9 protein-coding genes, 1 other RNA gene and 1 other annotated feature are annotated in these 23,557 nt (G+C 48.2%); of the genes, 9 read left to right on the top strand and 1 reads right to left on the bottom strand.

Features of this window, described 5'->3' with window-relative positions; translation table 11 throughout:
* Positions 1-75 precede the first annotated feature (75 nt).
* From ssrS to NQ502_RS19550, 9 genes are all read left to right on the top strand, one after another.
* Positions 76-253: non-coding RNA, 6S RNA (gene ssrS / locus NQ502_RS18535), on the top strand.
* 63 nt (positions 254-316) lie between these two features.
* Complete coding sequence (locus NQ502_RS18540; protein ID WP_028527953.1) at positions 317-1,288, top strand: YihY/virulence factor BrkB family protein; 972 nt, start codon at positions 317-319, stop codon at positions 1,286-1,288.
* Between the two features lie 81 nt (positions 1,289-1,369).
* Positions 1,370-2,974 (top strand): phosphoenolpyruvate carboxykinase (ATP), encoded by a 1,605-nt coding sequence (pckA, locus tag NQ502_RS18545; RefSeq protein ID WP_028527954.1) that lies wholly within the window; start codon positions 1,370-1,372, stop codon positions 2,972-2,974.
* 155 nt (positions 2,975-3,129) lie between these two features.
* Positions 3,130-3,350, top strand: a binding site (T-box leader).
* Between the two features lie 68 nt (positions 3,351-3,418).
* Positions 3,419-4,438 (top strand): phenylalanine--tRNA ligase subunit alpha, encoded by a 1,020-nt coding sequence (gene pheS, locus NQ502_RS18550; RefSeq protein WP_028527955.1) that lies wholly within the window; start codon positions 3,419-3,421, stop codon positions 4,436-4,438.
* A 44-nt stretch (positions 4,439-4,482) separates the two neighbouring features.
* Positions 4,483-6,900, top strand: a complete 2,418-nt coding sequence (pheT, locus tag NQ502_RS18555) for a phenylalanine--tRNA ligase subunit beta (RefSeq protein ID WP_028527956.1) — start codon at positions 4,483-4,485, stop codon at positions 6,898-6,900.
* Positions 6,901-6,910: 10 nt separating this feature from the next.
* Positions 6,911-7,540 (top strand): histidine phosphatase family protein, encoded by a 630-nt coding sequence (locus tag NQ502_RS18560; protein WP_028527957.1) that lies wholly within the window; start codon positions 6,911-6,913, stop codon positions 7,538-7,540.
* Positions 7,537-8,562 (top strand): tRNA preQ1(34) S-adenosylmethionine ribosyltransferase-isomerase QueA, encoded by a 1,026-nt coding sequence (gene queA, locus NQ502_RS18565; protein WP_028527958.1) that lies wholly within the window; start codon positions 7,537-7,539, stop codon positions 8,560-8,562. Before NQ502_RS18560 ends, queA begins: the two co-directional genes overlap by 4 nt.
* Positions 8,563-9,142: 580 nt before the next feature.
* Entirely contained in the window at positions 9,143-14,164 is a 5,022-nt protein-coding gene (locus NQ502_RS18570; protein ID WP_028527959.1) for a diguanylate cyclase domain-containing protein, read from the top strand.
* Complete coding sequence (locus NQ502_RS19550; RefSeq protein WP_083963182.1) at positions 14,152-21,444, top strand: response regulator; 7,293 nt, start codon at positions 14,152-14,154, stop codon at positions 21,442-21,444. Before NQ502_RS18570 ends, NQ502_RS19550 begins: the two co-directional genes overlap by 13 nt.
* Positions 21,445-21,676: 232 nt before the next feature.
* Here the strand turns inward: NQ502_RS19550 and NQ502_RS18585 are convergent, their stop codons facing one another.
* Positions 21,677-23,203, bottom strand: coding sequence for a hypothetical protein (locus NQ502_RS18585; protein ID WP_028527960.1), 1,527 nt, complete (start codon positions 23,201-23,203; stop codon positions 21,677-21,679).
* Positions 23,204-23,557: the final 354 nt, after the last annotated feature.

Here is a 23,557-nt window from a genome sequence, read left to right on the forward strand (position 1 = left end):
ACAAGAAAAAATTGTGTATGGTTCTTGTAAAACTACATAGAATAAGGTATAATCTAAATATAGAAAACAGTTTGTGGTTTCCTGGAATGTTCGACAACCCTATTAATTTTGAACCTACATTATCTTAAACGGGAATCCTATATCACTGATCGGATGTCAGACCTCTCGTTGTGGTAGGCAGAAGACCAGCTGCGGATACCCACCTAGCCGAGTGCTAGGACTCAAAATATAGGACCGGCATCCCGGGACCACAAAAGATAAAGAAAGAGAGTCATTTTCATGACTCTCTTTTCATGCAAGAGGCAGGTTATCCTGTATGAAAAAGAATAAGATTGGATTTTTGAAAAAATTGAAAAATTTTGCGAATCTCATATTTGGGTTTACAGACCGGGCGACGAGGGATCACATCAGCGCGTATGCTGCACAGTGTTCCTATTTTATTCTGCTCTCGTTTATTCCCTTTATTCTTCTGCTGATGACATCTGTACGATATACACCGCTGACACAGAATATGATACTGGAAGCTGTTGTTCAGATTGTTCCGGAAGACTTTCAGAGCTTTGTCAAACAGATTATCCTGGAGGTTTACTCCAAATCACTGGCAGTTGTCCCTCTTACGGCGATCATCACACTCTGGACTGCCGGGAAAGGGATGCAGGGACTCACGAATGGACTGAACTCTGTCTATCAGGTATTTGAGACGAGAAATTACGTACTGGCACGCATTCGGTCGGCGGCGTATACATTGCTCTTTATCGCAGTGATCATCCTGACCCTGATCGTGCTGGTTTTTGGTAACAGCATACAGGAGGCGCTGTCCGTAAGCTATCCTCTGATCGGAGAGATCGCAAAAAGCATTTTACAGATGCGGACAGGAGTTTCGCTGGCAGTGCTGTCTGTGGCTTTTCTGCTGATGTATAAGTTTCTTCCCAACAGAAAGGCGACACTGAAAAGTCAGCTGCCGGGAGCTGTCATATCCGCAGTCGCATGGTCTGTATTTTCTCTGATTTTCTCCATATATCTGGAGTATTTCAATGTATCAAATATGTATGGAAGCCTGACCACTCTTATCATGATCATGTTATGGGTCTATTTCTGTATGTTCATTGTATTGCTGGGGGCTGAGATCAACGCATATTTTGAGGATAAATTCCGTAAGCTTCAGCAGACGGCAGTGGAACATCTGTATATGGAACTGCGTTCTTTCTCCTCGTCGGACGAAGATGATGAGCATGAGCATGAGGGTGATGAGGATGAGGATGACAAAGAAAATCTGAAAAAAAAATAAAATATTGATTTTTCTTTCACAAAATGTAATAATGGGAAGGAATCAAAAAATTTTGACTAGACGAAAGAGAGGATGATAAAAATGGCAAACATTGATTTAAGCCAATATGGTATTACCGGAGTTACAGAAATCGTTCACAATCCTTCTTATGAGATGATATTTGAAGAAGAGACAAAACCGGGTCTGGAAGGGTTTGAAAAAGGCCAGGTAAGTGAACTTGGTGCAGTTAATGTTATGACCGGTATCTACACGGGACGTTCACCGAAAGACAAATTTATTGTCATGGATGAGAATTCGAAGGACACGGTATGGTGGACTTCTGATGAGTATAAGAATGATAACCATCCTGCAAGCCAGGAGGCATGGGATACTGTCAAGAAGATTGCTCTGGAAGAGCTCTCCGGCAAAAGACTGTTTGTAGTCGACTTGTTCTGCGGAGCGAATAAGGATACCCGCATGGCCATTCGTTTCATCGTAGAGGTTGCATGGCAGGCTCATTTCGTTATGAATATGTTTATCAAACCTACCGCGGAAGAACTCGAAAACTTTGAGCCGGATTTTGTTGTATATAATGCTTCCAAGGCAAAAGTCGAGAACTACAAGGAGCTGGGCCTGAATTCTGAGACAGCAGCCATGTTCAACATCACCAGCCGCGAGCAGGTTATCGTAAATACCTGGTACGGCGGAGAGATGAAGAAGGGTATGTTCTCTATGATGAACTACTATCTGCCGCTGAAAGGCATCGCTTCCATGCACTGTTCCGCCAACACGGATCTGAACGGGGAGAATACCGCAATTTTCTTCGGACTGTCTGGAACAGGAAAAACCACGTTGTCCACAGATCCGAAACGTCTTTTGATCGGTGATGATGAGCACGGATGGGATGACAACGGTATCTTTAACTTTGAGGGCGGCTGCTACGCGAAAGTCATCAATCTGGATAAAGAATCTGAGCCTGATATCTATAACGCAATCAAACGCAATGCTCTTCTGGAGAATGTTACGCTGGATGAGAACGGTAAGATCGATTTTGATGACAAGAGTGTAACAGAAAATACCCGTGTATCTTATCCGATCGACCATATTGAAAAAATCGTACGCCCGGTTTCTGCGGCTCCTGCGGCTAAGGATGTTATTTTCCTGTCTGCTGACGCATTCGGTGTCCTTCCTCCTGTATCCATTCTGACTCCGGAACAGACACAGTATTATTTCCTGTCCGGATTCACAGCAAAACTTGCCGGTACAGAGCGCGGAATCACAGAACCGACTCCGACATTCTCCGCTTGTTTCGGTCAGGCGTTCCTGGAACTGCATCCTACCAAATATGCAGAGGAGCTTGTGAAGAGAATGCAGATGAGCGGTGCAAAAGCATACTTGGTGAACACCGGCTGGAACGGTTCCGGAAAACGTATCTCAATCAAGGATACCCGTGGAATCATCGACGCAATTCTGGACGGATCCATCGCAAGTGCACCGACAAAAGAACTGCCATATTTTAACTTCGAGATCCCAACAGAGCTTCCGGGTGTAGATCCTGCGATCCTTGATCCGCGTGACACCTATGCGAGCGCTGCTGAGTGGGAGACCAAGGCGAAAGACCTGGCACAGAGATTTGTCAAGAACTTTGCAAAATATGAGGGTAATGAGGCAGGAAAAGCATTAGTTTCTGCTGGTCCTCAGTTATAAAAGAAAGCAATAACAAAAAACGCCGTATGCGGATCTGCGAAGGATCTGCATGCGGTTTTTTTCGGTGAAAACCAGGGAAGAAGCATAAAAATATTAAAAAAAATAAATTTTCCTTGACACATCAGGTCTTTGTGTTAAAATTAGTAATTATATTAATATCGGCGATGAAAGTGTCAGTAGATATGTATTTTCTATCAGAGAGGGGAAGTCACCGGCTGAAAGCTTCCTTGAGTTCAGATGCATATTGAGATTCCCACTGGAGCCGCATCTCTGAAATCAAGTAGGAGATGCCGTATGGAGCGCGTTAAGCTGTTTGAGTGCCCGGTGAAATCCGGGAATCAGGGTGGTACCACGGATCTTGAACTTCGTCCCTTTTGCGGACGGGGTTTTTTTATTGCCAGATTATTAATCAATCAATAAGGAGAATGAATCATGAGCGAAAGTATGAAAGACAAATTACAGGCGATTCTGGATGAGGCGACACAGAACATTCAGGATTCTGACGCCCTTGACAAGCTGAATGATGTGCGTGTCAGTTTTCTTGGAAAAAAAGGAAAGTTAACTTCTGTTTTGAAGGGAATGAAAGATGTCGCAGCGGAAGACCGTCCGAAAGTAGGGCAGATGGTCAATGAGACAAGAGAAAAGATCGAGCAGTATCTGGAAGAAACTAAAGTGCGTCTGGAGAGGGCGATTCGTGAACACCAGATGAAAGAGGAAGTGATCGACGTCACACTCCCGGCAAAGCGTGCCAGAGTGGGGCACCGCCATCCGAATACGATCGCGCTGGAAGAAGTGGAGCGTATCTTCATCGGCATGGGATATGAAGTCGTGGAAGGCCCGGAAGTGGAGTATGATTTATACAATTTCGAAAAGCTGAACATACCGGCCAATCATCCGGCAAAGGATGAACAGGACACCTTCTATATCAACAAAGACATCGTGCTGCGCACCCAGACATCACCGGTCCAGGCGCGTGTCATGGAAGAGGGGAAACTTCCGATCCGTATGATCGCACCGGGACGCGTATTCCGTTCTGACGAGGTGGATGCAACCCACTCACCGTCATTCCATCAGATTGAAGGGCTTGTCATCGACAGGAATATCACGTTTGCTGACCTGAAAGGAACGCTGGAGGAATTTGCAAAAGAACTGTTCGGGGAAGAGACGAGAACGAAGTTCCGCCCGCATCATTTCCCGTTCACAGAGCCGAGTGCGGAAGTAGATGTGACTTGCTTTAAATGCGGCGGAAGCGGCTGCCGTTTCTGTAAAGGCACCGGCTGGATCGAGATTCTGGGCTGTGGGATGGTTCACCCGCATGTGCTTGAGATGTGCGGCATTGACCCGGAAGAATATACTGGTTTTGCATTCGGCGTCGGACTGGAACGTATCGCATTGTTAAAATACGAGATTGACGATATGAGACTGTTATATGAAAATGATGACCGTTTCTTAAAACAGTTCTAATGCAGTGACACGATGGACATTTTTAAATTCAGGAGGAAGAAGAATTGAATACATCATTATCATGGATCAAACAATATGTACCGGATCTGGAAGTGACGGCACAGGAATATACAGACGCCATGACACTTTCCGGGACGAAAGTAGAAGGGTATGAAAAGCTGGATGCAGACCTGTCAGATATTGTGATCGGACAGATCGAGAAGATCGAGAGACATCCGGATGCGGATAAGCTGATCATCTGTCAGGTAAATGTGGGCGCAGAAACTGTACAGATCGTGACCGGTGCGCCGAATGTGAAGGAAGGGGATAAGGTGCCGGTTGTCCTGGACGGCGGCCGTGTAGCCGGAGGACACGACGGAAAGAAGACGCCGGGAGGCATCAGGATAAAAAAAGGAAAACTGAGAGGGATTGAATCCTACGGCATGATGTGTTCCATCGAGGAACTCGGAAGCACAAGAGAAATGTATCCGGAAGCTCCGGAGTATGGGATCTACATTTTTCCTGTGGATGCGGTCGTCGGTGAGAGTGCCATAAAAGCGCTGGGGCTTGAAGATGTCGTATTTGAATATGAGGTGACTTCTAACCGTGTGGACTGCTACAGTGTGATCGGGATTGCACGGGAAGCTGCCGCTACATTCCGGAAGGAGTTCCATCCGCCGGCCGTAAATGAGACAGGAAATAATGAGGATGTCAATGACTATATCAAAGTGACGGTGGAAGATGAAGATCTCTGCCCGAGATATTGTGCCCGCGTGGTGAAAAACGTTAAGATCGGGCCTTCGCCGAAGTGGATGCAGAGATGCCTGGCGACGAATGGAATCCGTCCGATTAACAATCTTGTAGATATCACGAATTACGTGATGGAAGAATACGGTCAGCCGATGCATGCCTACGATCTTGATATGATCGAAGGGAATGAGATCATCGTCAGACGGGCGGCAAAAGAAGAAAATTTCGTAACACTGGATGGACAGGAACGTAAAATGGATGAATCGGTACTGATGATCTGTGATGCCGAGAAACCAGTTGGCATTGCCGGCATCATGGGCGGTGAGAATTCTATGATTACTGATTCCGTAAAGACGGTCCTGTTCGAGGCTGCCTGCTTTGACGGAACGAATATCCGGCTTTCCAGCAAACGTGTCGGTCTGCGCACGGATGCTTCCGGGAAATTTGAAAAGGGACTGGATCCAAACAATGCGAAAGCCGCAATCGACCGTGCGTGCCAGCTGATGGAAGAGCTGGGAGCAGGTGAAGTCGTCGGAGGCACTGTCGACGTCTACACGAAGAAGAAAGAGCCTGTGCGTGTCCCGTTTGAGCCGGAGAAGATCAACGCACTGCTCGGCACTAATCTTTCCAAAGAACAGATGCTGGAATATCTGGGGCGCGTAGAACTGTCATATGATGAGAATGCAAATGAGATCGTGGCACCGACATTCCGGCATGACATTTTCCGCACTGCTGATCTGGCCGAGGAGGTTGCACGTTTTTATGGATACGACAACATCCCGACGACTCTTCCGAGCGGAGAGGCTACGACCGGCAAGATTTCATTTAAAATGCGCATAGAGGAGACGGCCAGAGACGTGGCGGAATACTGCGGATTCTCACAGGGCATGTGCTACTCGTTTGAAAGTCCGAAAGTATTCGACAAGCTGTTGATCACACCGGACAGCCCGCTTCGGAGAGCAGTGACGATCATGAATCCGCTCGGTGAGGATTTCAGTATCATGCGTACGATTTCGCTGAACGGAATGTTGACTTCACTGTCCACCAATTACAACCGCAGAAACAAGAATGTGAAATTATATGAGCTTGGCAATATCTATATCCCTAAACAGCTGCCGCTACGGGAACTGCCGGAAGAGAGAATGATGCTTACGCTCGGAATGTACGGAGACGGAGACTTTTTCACGATGAAAGGTGTGATCGAAGAGTTTCTGGAAAAGGTGGGTATGCACAGAAAGCCACATTATGACCCTCAGGCAGGGAAGACGTTCCTGCATCCGGGCAGACAGGCAAATGTCATCTATGATGGCGTTAATATCGGATATCTCGGAGAAATACATCCGGATGTCGCTGATAATTATGATATCGGAACACGCGTGTATGCTGCGGTCATCGACATCCTGAAAGTACTTGAATTCGCGTCATATGACAGAAAATATACGGGTATTGCAAAATATCCTGCGGTGACACGTGACATCAGCATGGTATTGCCGAAAGAAGTTCTTGTGGGACAAATTGAAGCTGTTATCGAACAGCGCGGCGGAAACATCCTGGAAAGCTATCAGCTGTTTGATGTATATGAGGGAAGCCAGATTGAAGAAGGCTTTAAATCAGTTGCGTATTCGATTACATTCCGTGCAGCTGACAGAACCCTTGAAGAGGCAGATATCACTGCCGTGATGAAAAAGATACTGAATGGTCTGGAAGATTTGGGAGCTGTCCTCAGACAGTAGCAGGTGCTTTATGAAATTATATGTAATACGACATGGAGAAACAACATGGAACACGCAGGCCAGGCTGCAGGGCATGAGTGATATTCCGTTAAATGATAACGGGGTATCTCTTGCCCGAAAAACGGGCGAAGCGATGCGGGATATTCCGTTTACCAGGATTTATACAAGTCCCCTCAAAAGAGCTGTTCAGACGGCGGAGCTGGTTGCAGGAGGACGACAGATTCCTGTTGTGATAGAAGACCGCATAAGAGAGATCAGCTTCGGCGAATGGGAAGGCCTGTCCTGCAGCAGAGATAATTATGAGATCCCTTCGGACTCTTTTGAACAGTTTTTCCGCGATCCGTTTCAGTTTGATCCGCCAAAGGGAGGGGAAAGTGTATTGGAAGTCTGCAGGCGTACGGAACATTTTCTGGATGAACTTCTGCAGGAACCGGGAAATGAACAGGAAACGATCCTGCTCTCGACACACGGGTGTACGCTGCGTGCATTGATGAATTATTTTTATCAGGACTTCACTTCGTCATTCTGGCGGGGGCATGTGCCTCCGAACTGCGGGGTGTCGATCGTGGAAGTGAAGGATGGAACTGCCGACGTCCTGGAAGAAGACCGGATATATTACCGGGAGGAGAGTGACGTATGAAGACTTCAGACTTTTACTATGAGCTGCCGGAGGAGCTGATTGCTCAGGATCCGCTCCCCAACCGTTCGGACTCCAGGCTGCTGCACCTTGACAGGGAAAGCGGAGAGATCACACACGGCAGGTTTACGGACATCCTTTCATATCTGCGGCCGGGCGACTGTCTTGTGATCAATGATACGAAAGTGATTCCGGCCCGTCTGTTCGGCAGAAAAGAAGGAACGGACGCTCATATCGAAATCCTGCTTTTAAAACGCAGGGAGAACGATATATGGGAGACTCTGGTAAAGCCGGGGAAAAAGGCAAAACCCGGTACGAAACTTATCTTCGGCGACGGCGCTTTGAGAGGCGAAGTCCTGGAGATTGTGGAGGAAGGAAACCGTCTGATCCAGTTTACGTATGACGGAATCTTTGAAGAGATCCTGGATGTGCTCGGGGAAATGCCGCTGCCGCCGTATATCACACATAAGCTGCAGGACAAAAACAGATACCAGACAGTCTATGCAAAGCACGACGGTTCGGCGGCTGCGCCGACCGCGGGACTACATTTCACACAGGAACTCCTGGAAAAAGTAATGCAAAAGGGTGTCCGGATTGCACATGTAACGCTCCACGTGGGACTTGGCACTTTCCGGCCGGTCAAGGTGGAAGACGTGACAGACCACCATATGCACTCGGAGTTTTACATCGTGGAGGAAGATCAGGCAAAGCTGATTAATGAGACCAGGGCTTCAGGCCACCGGGTGATCTCTGTGGGGACGACGAGCTGCCGTACATTGGAATCGGCGGCAGATGATGATGGAATACTGAAAGCCGGAAGCGGATGGACAGATATTTTTATCTACCCCGGTTACAGATTTAAAATGATAGACGGACTGATCACGAACTTTCATCTGCCGGAATCCACGCTGCTGATGCTGGTGTCAGCGCTTGCCGGCAAGGAGAATATCATGAGAGCGTATGAGGAGGCAGTGAGAGAGCGGTATCGTTTTTTTTCATTCGGTGATAGCATGTATATTGGGTGAGTAAAAAAATCATGAGAAAAGAACTCCAAATTGGCGAATATTTATGTAATATTGTCATGACCGAGGTTCGCGTACTACCAATAATTCGGAATATATTAATTATTTACGGATGTGTGCAGCAGTTCTTTTGTTTTTGTGATTTTGCTGTTATGTCCAAAGAAAATACCAGAACAATAGAGTGTGTCCAGTGTCTATACTGTGGTACACTCTATACTTTTTTAATTGATGGCATGCATTCGTTTGTTGAGCAGTCACATACAGCATGAATTCTTTATACATATCTGATGGTTCAGGATCCCTTTTTCCCTTTGTAAAATTATAAATTCGTGATAATTGCATGAAGAATGACAAAAGAGTGTCATTGAAAATGATGAAATATTTTAAAGGTTCCATAAAAGAATGTTTTTTCTAAGGTTCAACGCTTGAATTTCGGAAGTAAATCGAGTAGACTATAACCATTATAGTAAGTGTCTTTCATATATAGTCAATTAAATTGACAACAATTATCATTAAGTGTTCGAGATGTTTGCTTAGAACCCAGCGATAAAGATGTCTGCCGTGGAAAGGATAAAGGTGTGTCATGAATAATCGCCGATATAAAAATCTGGATATCATTTATCATTCGCTATCCAGCAAAGTCATGCGTGGGAAAGAATGTGATACGGATCGCCCGGTAGTCTTAAAGACCGGCGGACAGGAGCAGATGACGCCGGAATCGCTGGAGCGGCTGAAGCATGAATATCAAATTATGCAGCAGGCGGACAGTTCCCATGTGGTAAGAGCCCTTGGAGAGACCATGATAGGCGGCCGTTACTATCTGGTGGAAGAATACTGTCCGGGGGTTACGCTTAGCAGAATGTTAAAACAGGGCGCCCTTGATATGCCTGTATTCTACCGGATTGCAGAACAGCTTGTACAGGGTCTGCGTGACCTGCATGAGTCGGGCATTATTCATAAAGATGTAAACCCTTCCAATATCATATATGACGCAGAGTCCGGCCGCGCCGTATTTTTGGATTTTGGCATATCCTCGGTTTTCTCTCACGAAAAGACGACAGGGGCCAGATTTGACAATATAGAGGGAACCGTCCGCTACATAGCTCCCGAACAGACCGGGCGGGTAAATGCTGAACTGGATTACCGCGCTGATTTTTATTCCCTGGGTATTACTTTTTATGAGATGCTTACAGGTCATTGCCCATTTGAGGCAGAGACTCCCGCGGAGATGGTATTTGCACATATTGCCAAGCAGCCGCCGGATCTTTGTGCCCTTTTGCCAGGCATTCCGCCGATGCTGGCATCAATCATTAATAAACTTCTGTCCAAGATGGCGAAAGACCGCTATGTCAGCTGCGACGGGCTGCTTTATGATTTGGAAAGGTGCCGCACAGAACAGAAATTCGTACTCGGGGAAAAAGATTTCAGCAGGCGTTTTGAGTTCATCCATCAGCTGTACGGGCGGGAAGAAGAGATTGTACAGCTGAAAACTGACTATAGGGAGGCGGCATCCGGTTCTAAAATCCTTGTTTCAATCAGTGGATATTCCGGTATTGGAAAGACCTCTCTGGTCAATCAGATCCAGGAGGAGGCATTGATGGGAAACGGCATGTTCCTTCAGGGGAAATTTGACCAGTATCACGCCAATGTGCCGTATTTTGCATTTTTTGAAGCCATAAAACAGTTCTGCAGTCAGATCTTGCTGGAGACGGAAGAAAACATCCGGGCATGGAAAGTGAAACTATCGGAAACATTAGGAAACGACGTGGTTTTACTTACCGGTAAGGTAGCGGAGCTGTCCCTGCTCACAGAGGCTTATCCGGCGCTGGAGGATATGGGGCCTTTAGAGGAACGAACGCGTTTTAAGGCAGTTTTAGAAAAGTTCCTGTCTCTATTGGCTTCGCCGGAGCATCCGCTGGCATTATTTTTGGATGACGTACACCGGGCGGACATGGGGTCTCTGGAAATGCTGGAGGAGATATTTAAAAATGAGGAACTTGGTCATATCATAATTGTCGTATGCTACCGGGAAAATGAGGTCAGTGACGGGCATCCGCTGATCCGCAGCCTGAACAGAATCGTGCAGAGAGGCTGCCGTGTCACACAGATTCATTTAAAGGGGCTGGAAACGAGGAGCACTGCACAGATGCTGGCCGGCATATTCAGGACGGAAGCGGAGAAAACATCCGGGCTGGCAGAGATTATCTATAAGAAAACAAAAGGAAACCCATTTTATATCAGGCAGTTTTTGCGGCTTTGCCACACGAATGGATATCTTAATCTGGATATGGATACCGGAGTCTGGAGCTGGGACGAAGCGGGGATAAAGAGCTGTCCTGCCCGGGAGAATGTTGTCGATTTCCTTCTGGGAAATATGGACCAGTTTTCAGAGGAAACATTGTCTCTGCTTTCCGCTGGAGCATGTGTTGGACAGAGCTTTTCCGCGGAGGATCTTGCAGCTGTCTGCGGTTTGTCGGAGAAGGAGATTAACAGGAGGCTGGTTGTGGCGGTCGGACAGGAGGCTGTTGTTCCGATTGGGAAGAATGTGAAAACCTGCCGGCAGACAAGATACCAGTTTACCCATGACCGGTTCCAGCAGGTATTTTATACGGTTCTGTCTCCGAAGAAAAGAGCAGGGATCCATTACCGCCTCGGAAAACGCTGTGAAGAAAAAGTAGTTTTAGAGGGGGATTCGGAGGAACGCCTGTTTGAGATTGCGGATCATTATGCCAGGGGAATTGAGGAGGCGGCAGATCTTAATGAAAGTCGCCGGATACAGGAATTGCTGCTGAAGGCGGCGGTCCGGTGCGGGCTCGTATCGGCTTTCGATACCGCCGCCAGCTATCTGGAGCTCCTCCTCTCTCAGCCTGAACTGGAGCAGCCGGAAAACCGTGAATTTCTGATCCGGACCTATATGGAATACCATACGGTGCTGTGCAATCTGGTAAAAGTGAGCGAATGTGACCGCATCTACAGACTGCTCTGCGATATGGTGAAACACCCGGCCGAGCTTGTTGACAGCTGCTGTATGCAGATATCAAGCCTCTGCAACAGAGGCGAGTATGAGGAGGCCTTTCGCATCGGCCTTTCGCTGCTGGAGCAGATGGGGGTTTCCTTTCCTCATCAGGATTTTGAATCGACCATGGAACGGGAAATTGCACTGTTTTATCAGGAACAGGAAGCCCTTGGAGACAGGGGGATCCGGAACCTGGCTGAAGCCAATGACCCATTGGAGCGGGGAATCGGCAAGCTGCTGTGCCGCATCTATGGACCGTTCTTTTTCTTCAAGCCACATCATTCCTACTGGACGGTAATTGCGGCTGCAAGGCGTATGCTGCGGCATGGTTATACGCCCCATACCCTGCAGATGTACTCCAATCTTATGATGCTTCTGGGAGAGGCACGCAGGGATTACAGGACTTCCTATGAGGCGGCAAGGGCAGCGATACAGATAGCGGAAAAGCACCAGTACCGGGAGGTCATCTACAGCATGTACTGTATGTTTGCGCTGCATTCCTGCCATTGGTTTGAGGATATTTCCAATGGGATTCCATATGCAAAGGAGTCTGTGAGAGGAAATATCCAGATGGGCGATTTTGAGTATGCAAGTTATGGGTATTATGGTCTGATCATGGCTTCCGTTGATCATTCATCCCATGTGGATGAGCTGTGGCATGAGGTGGAGCCTGCGCTGAAGTTCGCGGAAAAAACCGGCAACCTTCACGCTCTGGGGACTTTTTACAGCTTCCGGCAGCTTTGCAGGAGCCTGCGGGGGAAGCTTTCCTATACCGGCAGCTTTGACGGGGACGGATTTTCCGAACAGGAACACTTAAAGCAATTCACGCATAACCGGCAGGCAGTCAGCTATTACTATGTGATCAGGGCCTTGGCGGCTGTGATATACGAAGACTATCGGACGGCGTACCGGATGTGCCGGGACGCGGTGCCGCTTATGTCTCATGTTTCCGGTTTTTATAATGTGGCGCTGCATAATTTTTTATATTCCCTGTCCATCTGCCAGGTTCTGGAAACAGAAGAGTACCGGGACCGGCAGGAAGAAAGGCAGAAGCTTCTGAAAGTTCTGAAAGATAATCAGGACTGGCTGAAAAAGCGAAGCGGGGATGCATATTGTAATTTCGGACATCTGTATCTTTTAATTGAGGCAGAGCAAAAGGCGGTCTGCGGCTGTATCGGGGAGGCTCTTAAGCTTTATGAGTGCGCCATGGAAGCGGCAGGGAAACATAACCGCAGCCTGCATCAAGCGATCATCTGCGGTGTGACGGCACAGCGGTATAGAAGGATTGGAGTCAAATCCGTATTCAGGCATTACCTGCGGAACACCTACCGGCTGTATTCTGTCTGGGGCGCAGAGGGAAAATGTGCCGGAATGAGGCAGGATTATCCGGAGCTGGCGGGTATTTTGAAGTCGGAAGAAAGCCGGCAGACGACCCTGTCCGGGGAATCCATCCAAACCACCACATCACTGGATATGAAGTCTGTACTGAAGGCATCCCAGGCCATTTCGGAAGAACTGGAATTGGAAGGGATCCTGGAAAAGTTGATTTACAGCCTTCTGGAATGCGCCGGGGCACAGCATATTTATTATGTAAACAGAAAGAAATCCGAATACGAGATACAGGCAGAGGGACATTCCGGACTGAAGGATGACTGCATTATATTGAAACGTCCGGCAGAGGGCAGGGAGATTCCTCTCAGTATTGTTTCGTTTGTGGAGAGGACATCAGAGACGGTTATCCTGGATGATGCGGAAAGCTCCCGGATCTATGGGAAGGATGTCCATATAAAAGAGAAACATTGTAAATCAGTCTTGTGCATGCCCATACTCAGCAAAGGAGAGATGAAAGGCATCCTGTATCTGGAAAATAATCTGGCGGCAGGAGTCTTTGACCAGCGGCGGAAGGAAAATCTGCTTCCGATTGCGGCACAGCTTGCCATCTCATTAGAAAATGCATATCTGTATGAACATTTGCGCTATCTGGTAGATGAGAGGACGAAGGCGCTCAAGGAGGAGATCAAGGTACGTGAAAAGGCGGAGAAGAAGTTGGAGCGTATGGCAAATTTTGATTCCCTGACAGGACTTCCCAACCGTCGGCTGCTCTATGAGATTTTGTCACAGTCGCTGCTGAAGGCAGAAACAGGCAGGAAAAAGCTTGCGGTACTTTACATGGATCTGGATGGATTTAAGGATATTAACGATACCTATGGGCATGATAAGGGAGATTTGGTGCTGACTGAGGCCGCAAGGCGTCTGTGTCATGCTGTCCGCAGCAGTGATACGGTATCCCGCATAGGAGGCGACGAGTTTGTCCTGATTTTAAACGGGATTGCAGATGAGGATGAGATCCGGCATGTGTGTATGCGGATTCTCAATGAAATCCGACAGCCATTCCTGATTTCGGCGGATCAAACAGTTCAGATGACCGCAAGCATAGGCATCAGCGTATTTCCGCAGGACGGTCAGGACGAAAAGAGCCTTCTCACCCAAGCGGACCAGGCGATGTACTGCGTGAAAAAAAGTGAGAAAAATTACTATTCCTTTGCGGGGGATAGCGGAAAGGATGACAGTCTGTCATGGATGGAATGAAAGGAATGAAAAAAGAGGATTATCCGGGGGAGAATGGGGTGAAGCATCCGTATAAAATCATAGAAATTTTATATGATTCTCCGTCCAGCAAAGTCCTGCGCGGGAAAGAATGCGGCACGGGCCGAACGGTAGTCTTAAAGACAGGCGGGCAGGAGCAGATGTCAGCGGAAGCGGCTGAGCGGCTGAAGCATGAATATCAGGTCATGCAGCAGGCAGACAGCCCCCATGCGGCGAAAGCCGTAGGAGAGGTGGTGATAGACGGGCGCTATTATCTGGCGGAGGAGTATTACCCGGGGATTACGCTTAGCAGGATGCTAAAGCAGGGTGCTTTGGAAATGACGGACTTCTACCGGATTGCCAGGCAGCTGGTGACAGGACTGCGTGACCTGCATGAAGCGGGGATTATCCATAAAGATGTGAATCCTTCCAATATCATATATGACGCGGTGACTGACCGCGCCGTATTTTTAGACTTCAGTATATCCACAGTATATCTGCATGAAAGGATGTCCGGAACCAGGCTTAGCAACATAGAAGGGACCCTTCCTTATATTGCACCGGAACAGACCGGGCGGGTAAATGCGGAGCTGGATTACCGCGCTGATTTTTATTCCCTGGGTATTACTTTTTATGAGATGCTTACAGGGCATTGTCCATTTGAGGCAGAAACTCCCGCAGAGCTGGTGTTTTGCCATATGGCGAAGGAACCGCCGGATCTGCGCTCCCTTTTGCCCAATCTGCCGCCCATGTTGGCAGCGGTCATAAACAAGCTTCTGTCCAAGATGGCGAAAGACCGCTATGTAAGCTGTGATGGTCTGCTTTATGATTTGGAACGGTGCCGCACAGAACAGGAATTTGTGCTTGGGGAAAGGGACTTCAGCAGGCGTTTTGAGTTCACCCGTCAGTTGTACGGACGGGAAGCTGAGATTATGCAGCTGAAGAATGACTATAAGGCAGTAACGTCCGGTTCCAAAATCCTTGTTTCGATCAGCGGGTATTCCGGCATTGGAAAGACCTCCCTGGTCAATCAGATTCAGGGAGAGGCATTGATGGGAAGCGGCATGTTCCTTCAGGGGAAATTTGACCAGTATCACGCCAATGTACCATATTTTGCATTTTTTGAATCCATAAAACAGTTTTGCAGTCAGATTTTGCTGGAGACGGAAGAGAGCATCCGGGAATGGAAGGAGAAACTGACGGAAACATTAGGAGATGACGCGGTTTTGCTGACCGGCAAGGTGGCGGAGCTGTCCCTGCTCACAGAGGTTTATTCCGCACTTGAGGATATGGGGCCTTTGGAGGAACGGACGCGTTTTAAGGCGGTTTTGGAAAAGTTTCTGTCTCTGTTGGCTTCCCCGGAGCACCCGCTGGTATTGTTTTTAGACGATGTGCACCGGGCAGACATGGGTTCTATGGAAATGCTTGAGGAGATTTTTAAGAATGAGAAACTTGGTCATTTAATGATTGTCATGTGTTATCGGGAAAATGAAGTGAGTGATGAGCATCCGGTTATCCACAGCCTGAATAAAATCGTACAGTGGGGCGGACGTGTCACGAAGATTCACTTAAAAGGGCTGGACGCAGGCAGCGCCGTACAGATGGTGGCTGACTTGTTTCATAAGAGTACAGAAGAGATGACCGGGCTGACAGAGGTTATCTATAAGAAAACAGGAGGAAATCCCTTCTATATCAAGCAGTTCCTTCGCCTCTGTCATTCCCGGGGATATCTGGTTTTGAATATGGAAAATGGAAGCTGGGACGGGAATGAGGCGAAGATACAGGCATTACCTGCGCAGGAGAATGTTGTGGACTTTCTTGCAGAAAACCTTGACCAGTTCTCAGAGGATACCTTGTCGCTGCTTCCCTTTGGGGCATGCCTCGGACAGAGCTTTTCTGTGGAGGATCTGTCAGCTGTCAGCGGCCAGCCGGAGGAGGAAATTAACAGGAAGCTGGTAGTGGCAGTCGGGCAGGAGGCAGTCTATCCCATAGAAAAAAATGCGAAAACCGGCCGTCAGTCCAGGTTCCAGTTTGCCCATGACCGGTTTCAGCAGGTATTCTATACAGTCCTGTCCCCGCAGGAAAGGATGCAGGTTCACTATCAGATTGCAAAACGATATGAGAAGCGGGCGGTTTTAGAGGGGGATATGGATGAACGGCTGTTTGAAATTGCAGATCATTACGCCAAGGGGATGCAGAGAGTGACGGATACTGGCGAAAGGCATCGGATACAGGAGCTTCTGTTAAAGGCTGCGAACCGGTGCGGGCTTGTGTCGGCCTTTGACACGGCAGCTCATTATCTGGAGCTTCTTCTAGCACAGCCGGAACTTAAGAAGCCGGTAAACCGCAGGTTTCTGACCCGGGTTTATACCGAATACCATACCGTGCTGTGCAATCTGGTAAAAGTCAGGGAATGTGACCGTATCTATGGGTTGCTCTGTGATATGGTGGACAACCCTGCTGAACTGGTAGACAGCTGTTGTATGCAGATCTCCAGTTTTTCCAACAGAGGCCGGTATGAGGATGCGTTTGAGATTGGGATTGCACTTCTGTCAAAGCTAGGGGTTTCTTTTCCGCGGGAAGATTTTGAACCCACCATGGAAAAAGAGATGGATTTGTTTTATCAGGAATGGGAGGCTCTTGGGGATGGGAATATATCGAATATAGAAGCAGCCGAAGACCCATGGGAAGCAGGAATCGGCAAATTATTCTGCCGTTTATGCGGCCCAGCCATATTCTTTAACCCCGGCTACTCCTACTGGACGGTAATCGCGGCTGCAAGGCGTCTGTTCCGGTACGGCTATACCCCGTATGCCCTGCAGATGTATGCCAATCTGATTATGCCGCTGGGTGAGCTGCGCGGGGATTACAGGACCGCCTATCAGGCGGCCTGGTCAGCGATGCAGCTTGCTGAGAAACACCAGTACCGTGAGGTGATTTACTGTATTTACTGCCTGTTTACGCTGCATTCCTGCCATTGGTTTGAAGATGTAGCCAATGAAATTCCTTATGCAAAGGAGTCCATTAAGGGGAACGCTCAGATGGGCGATTTTGAGTATGCATGTTATGGGTATTATAGTGCAATGATGGCGGCGGTGGAAAGTTCCGCCAATGTGGACGAACTGTGGAATGAAGTGGAGCCTGCGCTGAAATTTGCGAAAAAGACCGGAAATTATCATGCGCTGGGAACCTTTTATAATTTTGGTCAGCTTTGCAGAAGCTTAAGGGGAGAACTTTCTCTCTCCGGCAGCTTTGACGGGGGCGGATTTTCCGAACAGGAGTATCGAAAGCAATTTGAGCACAATCTGCAGGCACAAAGCTATTTTTATGTGATACGGGCATTGACAGCCGTGATATACGGGGACTACCAGACTGCCTTCCAGCTGTGCCGGGATGCGATACCGCTGTTACGCCATGTTTCCAGCTTTTACAATGTGGCGCTTCATAACTTTTTATATTCCCTGTCTATCTGTCAGGTCTTGGAAATAAAAGAATATGGCGGCACACCGGAAGTAAGGCAGGAGCTTATGGGAATCCTGAAGGAAAATCAGGAATGGATGAAGAAACGCAGTGAGGATGTGTTCTGCAATTTCGGTCATCTGTATCTTGTGATCGAGGCGGAATACAAGGCAGTCTGCGGCAAAATCGGTGAGGCCCTTCCGCTTTATGAGGAGGCTCTGGAAGCGGCAGGAAAGCATAACCGCGGCCTCCATCACGCCATCATCAGCGATGTAATTACACTGAGATATGAGAAACTGGGGATAAAGTCAGCGGCAAAGCATTACCTGCGTAGTACCTACCATCTGTATTCCTCCTGGGGGGCGGAAGGGAAATGCGCCAGAATGAGACAGGACCACCCGGAGCTTAAGCGCCACCGGGAGTCTGAGGGTGACCGGAATTACACCTTATCTGACGAAATGATCCGTACCGCTGCCTCGCTGGATATGAACTCTGTGCTGAGGGCATCTCAGGCCATTTCGGAAGAATTAGAGATGGAAGGCATATTGGAGAAACTGATTTACAGCCTGTTAGAATGCGCCGGAGCACAAAATATCTATTACCTCGTCAAGACGGACTCCGGATATGCGGTACAGGCGGAAGGTCATTCCGGGTCTAAGAAAACCTGCATTGTTTCTAAAAGACTGGCAGACGATATGGAGATTCCCCTCAGTATCGTCATGTATGCGGGAAGAACATCAGAGACAGTGATCTTAGACGATGCGGAAAGATCCAGGATGTATGGAAAGGATGTTCACATACAGAAGTGTCACTGTAAGTCGGTCTTATGTATGCCTATACTCAGCAAGGGCAAAATACAGGGTATCCTGTATATGGAAAATAACCTGGCCGCCGGTGTCTTTGACCAGCAGAGGAAGGAGATCCTGATGCCCATTGCGGCACAGCTTGCAATCTCGCTGGAAAATGCCTATTTATACGAGAACCTGCGCTTTCTGGTAGATGAGAGGACGGAGGAGCTTCAGGAGGAAATCAGGGTACGTCAAAATGCCCAGGCTGAAGTCATGCACCTCTATAATAACGTCCCCGGCGCAGTATTCCGCTGCCGGTATGACAGGCATTTTTCTGTTATCAGCGCAAACGAAGGCCTGTATGAGTATCTGGGATATACGATGGAGGAGTTTGCGGCGATGGGAAACCAGATGGCCAGTGTGCTCCATCCGGAAGATTTTGAGGGCATGAGGAGTCAGATTGGAACAGACGGCGGAGCTATCCAGGGTGAATACCGGCTGCTCTGTAAGGACAGTGGAGTCAGATGGATCTCGCTGAAAGCCCAGCTCTTTACGGAAGATGACGGGAATATGTATGTATATGGCGTCTTTGTGGATATCACAGAGGAAAAGCAGCTTCAGGACCGCATCCGGGAGCTCTACGAGAAGGAACTGTCCCACTTTGCCAATGCGGCTTCGGATGAGGGTAGTGCCCAGTGCAGGGTGAATGTTACGCAGAACAGGGTGGAGAATTACCAGTCTCCGGATACGATTGCAATATCCAGAACGGGGGACAAGTATGACCGGACAATCCAGAGGATGGCAGACTCAGCGGCAGATGCGGCATACGGAGAGCGTCTTAGGGCCGCACTGGACAAGAAGCAGGTGCTGGACGGCTTTGCAGCCGGGAAGACGGATCTCCATTTTGAATTTCTGAGGAAACGCAAAGATGGCGAACTGTTTTGGAGCAGGACGAATTGCAGGTTCCATAAGCATCCGGCAAGCGGTGACGTGATTGCATTCTTATATACTATGGATGTGACAGAGCAGCGGCTGCAGGAGCAGCTCCTGGACAAGGTAACGGAACTGGACTACGAATACATTATGGAAGTCAATATCCGGTGGGATACCTATCGGATGGTCTCGTACAAACCGGAAGTGAAAGATAAGGTGCCGGCTGAGGGCCGGTTCCAGACGGCGGTCAGGTTGGTTGCAGAGCGTTACATGGAGGGGGAGGCCCGGCAGGAATATATTTCAAAACTGGATACTGCCTACATAGAACAGGAACTGGATCATCAGGCCAGTTATAGTTTTACCGCAGGGATGAGGGAAGCACAGGGGGATCTTCATAGTAAGCGGTATCAGGTTTTCTATATCAACCGTGAACTGAGCCGGGTGTGTATTGCCTGTACCGATGTTACAGACATCATCCGTCAGGAACAGCAGCAGAGGGAGGCGTTAACTGCCGCCCTTACCGCCGCAAAGCAGGCCAATGCGGCCAAGACGGATTTCCTGTCCCGCATGAGCCATGAGATCCGCACCCCTATGAATGCCATCATCGGCATGAGTGCTATTGCGGCTCAGTCTATAGGAGACAATGAGCATGTGGCTGATTGTATTTCAAAAATCGGCATATCCTCCCGGTTCCTGCTCTCGCTGATTAACGACATCCTGGATATGAGCCGGATTGAAAGCGGAAAAATGCTGCTGAAAAATGAGAAAATACCGACAGAGGATTTTCTCAACGGATTAAATGCCATCTGTTACAGCCAGGCATCGGCAAAGGACGTGGATTACGAATGCATTGTGGATCCCGCGCTGGACGATTTTTATCTTGGGGATGCCATGAAGCTCCAGCAAGTCCTGCTTAACATCCTGTCCAATGCCATTAAGTTCACCGGCGAGGGAGGGAAGGTTGTCTTTTCTACCGCGCTGCGTAAAAAAACCAGAAGCGGCGCTATGCTGCGGTTTGTTATCAACGATACAGGTATCGGGATCAGTGAAGATTTCCTTCAAAGCATATTTGAACCCTTTGCACAGGAGTCTGTTGGAACCACAGCCCTGTACGGCGGTACTGGTCTGGGTCTGTCTATATCAAAGAACATCGTGGATATGATGGGCGGAACGATTACTATCCGGTCTATTAAAGGGATCGGGTCGGAATTTACAGTGGATGTCCCTCTGGGAGTTACAGAGGAAGAAGTACTCCGTCGCAGCAAAAAGGCAGTTCACAATTTCACCGCCCTGAAAACCCTGGTGGTGGATGACGACGTGGCGGTATGTGAAAGTGCGGTAGTTACCCTGACGGAAATGGGGGTTATCGCTGAATGGGTGGACAGCGGACGTAAGGCGTTGAAGCGGGTCCGGAACCGCTGGGAGGCCGGACGGCATTACGATATGATCCTCATCGACTGGAAGATGCCGGAAATGGACGGTATCGAGACTGTCCGGCGTATCCGGGAGATTGTCGGGCCGGAGGTCACCATCATCATTATGACAGCATACGACTGGGCCTCCATTGAGCATGAGGCCAGGCTGGCAGGCGTCAATCTACTGATGAGCAAGCCTATGTTCAAATCCTCCCTGATTTCTGCCTTTTCCAAGATACTGGATGAAAAAGAAGAACATGATGAAAGGGATAAGCCTGTTTTATTTGACTTTTCCGGGCGCAGAATCTTGTTAGTAGAGGACAACGCCATCAACACCGAGGTGGCCACAGTTCTGCTTGAGAGCAAGGGCTTTACCGTGGACACGGCAGAAAACGGCCTTCGTGCCATTGAGCAGTTCAGTAAATCCGGGGCGGGTTTTTATGACGCTATCCTCATGGATATCCGGATGCCTTTGATGGATGGGCTGACGGCGGCTGGTAATATCCGGCATATGAGTAATACCGATGCTAAGACCATCCCCATCATCGCTATGACTGCCAACGCCTTTGACGACGATATAGAAAAGAGTAAGACGGCCGGTATGAATGCACATCTGACCAAACCTATCGAACCGGAGCGGCTTTTTCAGGTCCTGCACAACTTTATCATGGACAGGGAAGAGGAATAAATATGCCGGGTAGTTCGCTTGCAGTCCCCGGTATACTGTGTATTGTTAGACGAGAAATTCCATTTAGACACGTTAAATGATATCCACTGTACTATTTTCGGCCAGGTTTATGATTGGGCGGGTACAGGAGATTGTCAAATAGATGATTCCAGGGAAAGAAAGAAACCCGCAAAGGCACTGTAGTGATGTGCTTTTGCGGGTTTAATGCTTCCGGGAGAAAGGAAAAGAATGATCAGACCAGTTTCTGCAATTCATTGCGCAGGCGTCTGATTACTGCCTGGCGGGAGTCCGTATGAGGGGTTTCTTTTATGAGACGCCATAAATGTTCATGCAGTGAAGAAATCAAAGCCTGCTCTGTAACCTCGAACAGTGCAAAAGGATCGTTTTCACGAATCAATAAAGCAAAGCAGTTTCCTTTTACATATACAGTCATATTATCAAGTAACGGCTTGTCTAAAAGTATCACGTGATAGTTGGAATAAGTTTCCATATACCACAGGATATATTCTAAATGCATCCGGTACTCTTCCGGCGTATAGTACAGCCAATCGGTCGGGGAGATTCTCGTACCCGGAATTGGAACAGCGTTCTGCAATACATCATTCAGATCAGGCAAACAAAGAATGTCTGTGATTACACTGGTTTCCAAAACTCTTGCCCGTGCCTGGGCATTTTTAGCATAATCTTCAAACATTCTCTGCACGGTTGCCGTCCCGCGCCTGCAGATTCCTGTGAGCAAATCCGGGGGAATGGCGAGGATAGAAAGCATGCTGGGTTTGCAAATGGCACTATCTTCTACGGAAGATATCCGTTCGTATCGGTCAGCGGGTTTAATAGCTGTGTCCGCAGTATGGACCGCCATCGCGGGGCGGCATCTCTCTAAGATTCTGGTATAGTGTTCGTCTGTAAGCTGCACTGTCATGGGATCTGTGGTAAGAACGGTCATGGGTGTTTCCTTCTGGCCGCTGAGCGAGTCGGAATGCAGAGCGACATATCCAGGTACCACAAAGATAGTACGGCGGTGCAGATCATCTCGTGACCAGGGGTAGTAGAACAGCTTGAGTGCATTGCTGAAGTAAGCGGGAAGCCAGCGTTCAATAGAGCGGAAAATACTCTCCGAATTTTGTGCGGGTGGCTGAATGCGCTGAAATTTACAGCCTTTTTGCACGCACTGTCTGACTAGTCCTGCTAATTCACGCGTGAAGCTGTTATCTTCGATGATCCAATCCATACACTCGTCTGTAAATACACGGATCGTGCAGGGCATATCAAGAGAGAGAAGATAAGCGGCAAGTTCACGCACGGCCTGCCTTTTTCCTTCGTTGTTGTAGTATGCAACAAAACCGGTTTCTTCGAGTGTAAGTTGTTTGGCATCGGGTTTAGGTGAAATTGTTTTGACATCCTCCATGGAAAATGTGCCGAAACGGTCAAGAAAACGGCTTATTTGGCTTTTGGGGGCGGAGTTAGGAGCGATCAGCCATTCATAGATGATTGTTGTAAGCATCAGTTCATCTATGTTTGTGTGCAGGCGCGCGTCTCCCGTGAGTTCATAAAGTGCCGAGAGACGATACTCACTGTCAAAACGGCCGGCAAAATAACCGGCAATGTCCTGGATCAGAGAGAGTCTGGCGGGCATTTTACGGGTTCCCTTTTTCAGGCGGCTGATCTGTGCGGTATCTATATCCAGTGCACGGGCGAGCATCACATTTTTTGTGGCGGTAAGGGATAACAACGCCGATAATTTTTCAGAAAATTCCATGTACAATACCTCCTGTATACAGTATAGCAGGAAGAAGTGCAAATATCAATCAAGAAAAGTCAATAAAATTGACAAAAACTCAACTTGCCACTATTGGTATAAATGTTGCAAAAAGTAAAAATCGCCTGTATAATGTAATATAACATCATTGCAAGCTGTTGATTTGGTGAATAAAATCCAATTTCGTTGCAAAAATGGCAATAAAATTGCAAACAGCACAAAGACCATGCGGGAGCAAAGTGTCAATAATATTGTGAATAGAGGACTTGAAAGACCGTTCCGATTGTTGCGATGACTGCTGATGCTTATAACAAAGATGTTCAAAAATCACTTGGAAGAAGATTAAGAGGGGGA

It is taken from the genome of Ruminococcus gauvreauii, assembly GCF_025151995.1.
GTDB classification, from domain to species: domain Bacteria; phylum Bacillota; class Clostridia; order Lachnospirales; family Lachnospiraceae; genus Ruminococcus_G; species Ruminococcus_G gauvreauii.

What these genes read in the sequence shown, in the direction of transcription:
- NQ502_RS18540 (WP_028527953.1), top strand. Translation starts at nt 317, where the DNA reads ATGAAAAAGAATAAGATTGGATTTTTGAAAAAATTGAAAAATTTTGCG.
- pckA (WP_028527954.1), top strand. Translation starts at nt 1,370, where the DNA reads ATGGCAAACATTGATTTAAGCCAATATGGTATTACCGGAGTTACAGAA.
- pheS (WP_028527955.1), top strand. Translation starts at nt 3,419, where the DNA reads ATGAAAGACAAATTACAGGCGATTCTGGATGAGGCGACACAGAACATT.
- NQ502_RS18560 (WP_028527957.1), top strand. Translation starts at nt 6,911, where the DNA reads ATGAAATTATATGTAATACGACATGGAGAAACAACATGGAACACGCAG.
- queA (WP_028527958.1), top strand. Translation starts at nt 7,537, where the DNA reads ATGAAGACTTCAGACTTTTACTATGAGCTGCCGGAGGAGCTGATTGCT.
- NQ502_RS18570 (WP_028527959.1), top strand. Translation starts at nt 9,143, where the DNA reads ATGAATAATCGCCGATATAAAAATCTGGATATCATTTATCATTCGCTA.
- NQ502_RS19550 (WP_083963182.1), top strand. Translation starts at nt 14,152, where the DNA reads ATGGATGGAATGAAAGGAATGAAAAAAGAGGATTATCCGGGGGAGAAT.
- NQ502_RS18585 (WP_028527960.1), bottom strand. Translation starts at nt 23,203, where the DNA reads ATGGAATTTTCTGAAAAATTATCGGCGTTGTTATCCCTTACCGCCACA.